The organism is Streptomyces sp. NPDC037288, assembly GCF_055603265.1.
The window spans coordinates 1-3,871 of the sequence record NZ_JBVJVY010000152.1 but is presented as its reverse complement, the minus strand read 5'-3'; the positions used below and the strand labels follow the sequence as shown (position 1 = coordinate 3,871).

Annotated in this window: 2 protein-coding genes and 1 pseudogene; all 3 read right to left on the bottom strand. The window is 63.2% G+C overall.

Features of this window, described 5'->3' with window-relative positions:
- Positions 1-877: 877 nt before the first annotated feature.
- Positions 878-1,903, bottom strand: a complete 1,026-nt coding sequence (locus ACZ7GZ_RS42565; protein ID WP_471033164.1) for a terpene synthase family protein — start codon at positions 1,901-1,903, stop codon at positions 878-880.
- Positions 1,900-3,234: a cytochrome P450 gene (locus ACZ7GZ_RS42560; protein ID WP_471033162.1), complete on the bottom strand. Its 1,335-nt coding sequence runs from the start codon at positions 3,232-3,234 to the stop codon at positions 1,900-1,902. The genes ACZ7GZ_RS42565 and ACZ7GZ_RS42560 overlap by 4 nt, the downstream gene beginning before the upstream one ends.
- 465 nt (positions 3,235-3,699) lie before the next feature.
- Positions 3,700-3,871 (bottom strand): annotated as a pseudogene (locus ACZ7GZ_RS42555) (integrase core domain-containing protein); the annotation flags it as partial.

Genomic DNA, 3,871 nt, shown 5'->3' with positions numbered 1-3,871 from the left:
GACTTCGAGCGAACCGTCACCGAGGCCAGGACGCAGGCCCATCAGGAGGACCGAGCAGCATAGGGAAGTCCTCCACGCTTTCTGGGGATTGACAGAGATGACCTCCACCGGGTAGCGGTGGCCCTTGTACGACGGCGACACGGCACCCACCAGCAGAACATCCCGAGACAACCAACCCGAAGATCATCTCACGAGCCCAGCTCAACGTGACAACGCCCCCGCAGCTGCTCCGGCCGCGGCCCCGGCGTCTCCGTCCGCAGCTCCGCGTGCACGCGGGCCACCAGCCCGGTCAGTTGCTCCTCATCCAGCCCTGTCGTAATGTTCCAGCCCAACAGACCTGCCCCGGTAGCAATCTGACGTCGTCGCAAACGCCAGGCTATCGAGCAGGGCCGCCTTGCTGATCAAGCAAACCAACCCCGTGAATAGCCCTCCTTGTGACAAAGCTGTGGCCGCACCGGATCATGCTTCGACAACGCCGCCGCGGAGAGCTTCTGGGCCCTGCTCAAGGAAGAGATCGGCACCCGCCCCTGGCCCGACCGGGCCACTGGCCGCGCCGACGTCTTCGCTTTCATCGAGACGTTCTACAACCGGCGCCGACTGCGCAAGTACAGGGTCTTCGGCTACCTCACCCCGGCCGAGACCAGGCAGCGCCACCAGCACGACCTCGCTGCATAGAGTATCGAGTGTCAAAGATCACGGGGAAACTTCAACCAGCAGGCCCTCCCAGAACGAGCAACGAAACGATCGTGTCACACAGGGGCCCGCGCTCAAGTTGACGGTGCCGTGAGAAAGGTTCAGTGGATCAGGGTGAAGGCCGTGGTCGTGAGTCTGGTGCATCAGGGCGTCCTGCGGGATGCGTTCGCAAGTGTCACACTTCCTACGTGGTATTGCCGCGCAGGCACGCATCATCCCACCACCATGAAATCGTCTTGATATGCAGGGGTTCGGTGACATGCGCGGTGGTGGGTTTTTGGCTGATCGCGTGACTAGTTCCATAGCGTCGAGTTGTGGTTTGCCAGTCAAGATTCCCCCTGATCCAGTGTGCCAGTGACTGCAGGTACTTGGCGGCGTAGTCAGATTGAGCTGTTTTGGTGCTGAGGCAGAGGAAGCGTGCCAAGGCGCGGTCGCGCAGAAGAATTGCTGCGTCAAGTGCTTCTTTGGGGCTTAAGTCATGTTCGCGGGCAAGGATGTCGCGGAGATTGATGCCGTCGGGGCCGCGCCGGGTCTCCTTGGCGTAGGAGGCAATGTCGTTGTCCCAATCGATGACGGCGCACGCCATTTCTATAAGGGCGCGCATCGCGGGTGCCTCAAGTTCGGCGGGGGGTAGTTCGTAGCCGTCGGTGACGTCGAGGAGGGAGAAGCAGACCTTAACCGCACCGGACTGTAGGCGTGCGACGATGTATTCCTCCAGGGGAGGTATCTGGCCACGGCGTCGGTATTCTGCCTCCCAGCTCTGGAAGTAGAAGTAGCCGCGCAGTGCCTCTCTCCACCGAGTGCTCTGGACCGATGTGGCCTCGGTGCTAAGGCGGCGACTGATGTTGGCGAGCGCGCCGGCATAGCGGTTAGGGCAGGTGTAGCTCTCGGTTGCACGCAGGATGCGGGAAGTTTCTAGACACAGGCCGCCGGGGTCGCGGGCGAGGGCTCCTTCGTCACAGTAGGCGTCATCGAAGGCGAAGAGCCACAGGTAGAAGTCGGCGGCGATTTGGAGGGCGGGAAAGCGGCCGCGGGGGCTGACCCGCGCGACGAGGTCGCCGACCCGGATGCGGGACAGGCGACGGTATTGGGCTTGCGTATCGTAAAGCTGATTTTCTCGGACGAAGGCGACTGCCCTTTGATCGAGTCGAGCCCATTCGGGATGGCGAGCGGCGGGCAGCGGGCACCAGAGCGGCGGCAGCTGGGTCATGTGCGGGCCTCAAGACGGAGAGGGAGGTTCTGAGAACACAGGACAATATGCGGGGCGGCCTTGACGGCGCCGCTGGTGGGATATACATGCCAAGGGCTCGTGATGGTGGCAATGGTGAGGGCGAGTTCGGTCATGGCGAACTGGGTGCCGATGCAGTTGCGGGGGCCGGCGGCGAAGGGAAAGTGCTTGGCCCGTGCCGCAAGCCGGGTTTCGTCAGCCCATCGGCTGGGGTCGAAGCAGGTGGGGTTTGGGTACAGGCGGGGGTGGCGCCCAAGGATGTACGGGCTGTACAGAACGGTGCTGCCCCTAGGGAATGGGGTCGTGCCGAGCCGGGTGTCAGTGACGACGGTGCGGGTGGCCATCCAACCGGGCGGATACAGGCGCAGGGTTTCCTTCACCGCCCAGATAGTTGCGGGCAACTGGGGGATATCCGCCCAGGTAGCCGCCCGACCGTCGAGTAGTGCAACGGTCTCGGTGGCGAGGGCGTGCTGGATAGCGTCGCGCATGCTGATCAGGTGGAGTGTCCAGGCCAGCGTGTTCGCCGTGGATTCGCTGCCGTCGGCAAGAATGTTGAGTACTTGGTCGCGCAGCCCCGTATCACTCAGCGCGGCGTCGACTCCCTCGCATGCGTCGACCAGTCGGGATAGGAGGGTGTCCCGCGGCTTTCTACGTTGCGCCTTCGCGCGGTCTTCGATGATGAGCCGGTCGACGATCTCGGGTAACTCACCGCGTGCCCGCTCGAACCGGCGGTTGGTGGCCGTGGGGATCCTCGTCAAAGCAGGAAATGGGGCGATGGAGCGCCAGTAGAGACCGTGGACCACGGTGTGGAGGAGGCGCGCCAGCCGATCGATTTCCTCGACCGGCGGTTCGGTGGTGAATAGTGTACGTAGCAGGCTTCCGAAGGCGATTCGTCGTGTCTCAGCGAGCGCGTCGATGTCATGGCCGCTGTGCCATGAAACAGATATGCGGTCGACCTGCTGTGTCATCGCGGCCGCGTAGCCAGGTATGCGCGGGTGGTGGAAGGCGGGCTGGGCAAGGCGGCGTTGCAGCCGATGGTCGCGGTGTGGGCAGGCGATCAGTCCGTCGCCAATGGCGTCGCGGACCTGGTCGAAGATACGACCGCCTTTGTCGAACGTCTCATCGTCGCGCAATAACTGGTGGACGAGTTCAGGGTCGCAAACGACGTGGATCTCCTGTGGCCCGAACCGGACGCGCACGATGTCACCATGAGCCGCGAGCGTCTCCAGAAAGGCGAGTGGGTCACAGACAAGCGGCACTAAGTGCCCCCACAGGGGAAGCACGTCGGGGGCAAAGACGGGAAGAGAGCCCATGGGGGTCTCCCGAGGGTCACGAAGGTCTGGCAGGCGCCCGGGAAGCTGGAAGAGCAGCACCATCCAGCGATCTCGTACGCACAGACATAACACCCCCTGGCCCTGTCAACTACAAGGCCCGTATCGCGCAGGCACACTGCGCGAGGATGGCTGGCGCGTTCATCACACCCCACAGCAGCTGGTGAGGCCACCCCCGAGCGACCAGCAATGCGTGAATGCGTTGAACAGCGCGCGAACAGTGCACTGCCACCAGCACCAGGAGGGCTATTCACGGGATTGGTTTTGTCGCGCGTCAGACTTTCTGGCACGGGGGTTTGTTGAGCCCCATGAGCATCTAGGAGAGCCAGATGTCCCGTCCGCCACAGTTGCCGGTGGAGCAGAAGATACGGATCGTCTTATCGGTCCTGTCCGCAGAGATGAACCGTTCCGGGTTTGATCGAGACTCTTGGTCGTGACTGTGACCTGGGGTTTCGTGGCTTCTCGGTAGTAGGTGGTCTCGTATTCGACGGGCGGGACGTGCCCGATCTCACCGTGGAGCCGGCGGTGGCAGTACCAGTCGACCCACTCCGCGGTGGCCAGCTCAACCTGGGAGAGCGTCCTCCAGGGATGGCCGGGCTTGATCAGCTCGGTCTTGAAC

What these genes read in the sequence shown, in the direction of transcription:
- ACZ7GZ_RS42565 (WP_471033164.1), bottom strand. Translation starts at nt 1,903, where the DNA reads ATGACCCAGCTGCCGCCGCTCTGGTGCCCGCTGCCCGCCGCTCGCCAT.
- ACZ7GZ_RS42560 (WP_471033162.1), bottom strand. Translation starts at nt 3,234, where the DNA reads ATGGGCTCTCTTCCCGTCTTTGCCCCCGACGTGCTTCCCCTGTGGGGG.